Below are 247 nucleotides of genomic sequence, written 5' to 3' on the forward strand. Positions count from 1 at the left end.
GTCGCGCAGCGCCTCGTCGAGCAGGACCACGACGCGCTCGGGCAAGGCCTCCAACAACTGCTCCAGCGCGGCCACGCCCAGCAGCTCGCCGGTCGGGTCGTGGGGGTTGCAGAGCGCGACCAGGCGCGTGCGGTCGGTGACCGCGGCGAGGATCGGCTCGACGCCGAAGCCGTTGACCGGCACCGCCGAAGCGCGGGCCTGGCGGGCCATCACGGGATACAGCGGATACGACGGCCACGGCGTGATC

1 protein-coding gene is annotated in these 247 nt (G+C 73.3%); it reads right to left on the minus strand.

What is annotated here, in order from left to right:
- A partial coding sequence (locus AAEY75_RS16560; RefSeq protein ID WP_352260253.1) for an aminotransferase class I/II-fold pyridoxal phosphate-dependent enzyme occupies positions 1–247 on the minus strand: 247 nt, incomplete at both ends.

This window comes from Psychrobacter sp. TB55-MNA-CIBAN-0194, from assembly GCF_040309505.1.
Taxonomy (GTDB): domain Bacteria; phylum Pseudomonadota; class Gammaproteobacteria; order Pseudomonadales; family Moraxellaceae; genus Psychrobacter; species Psychrobacter fozii.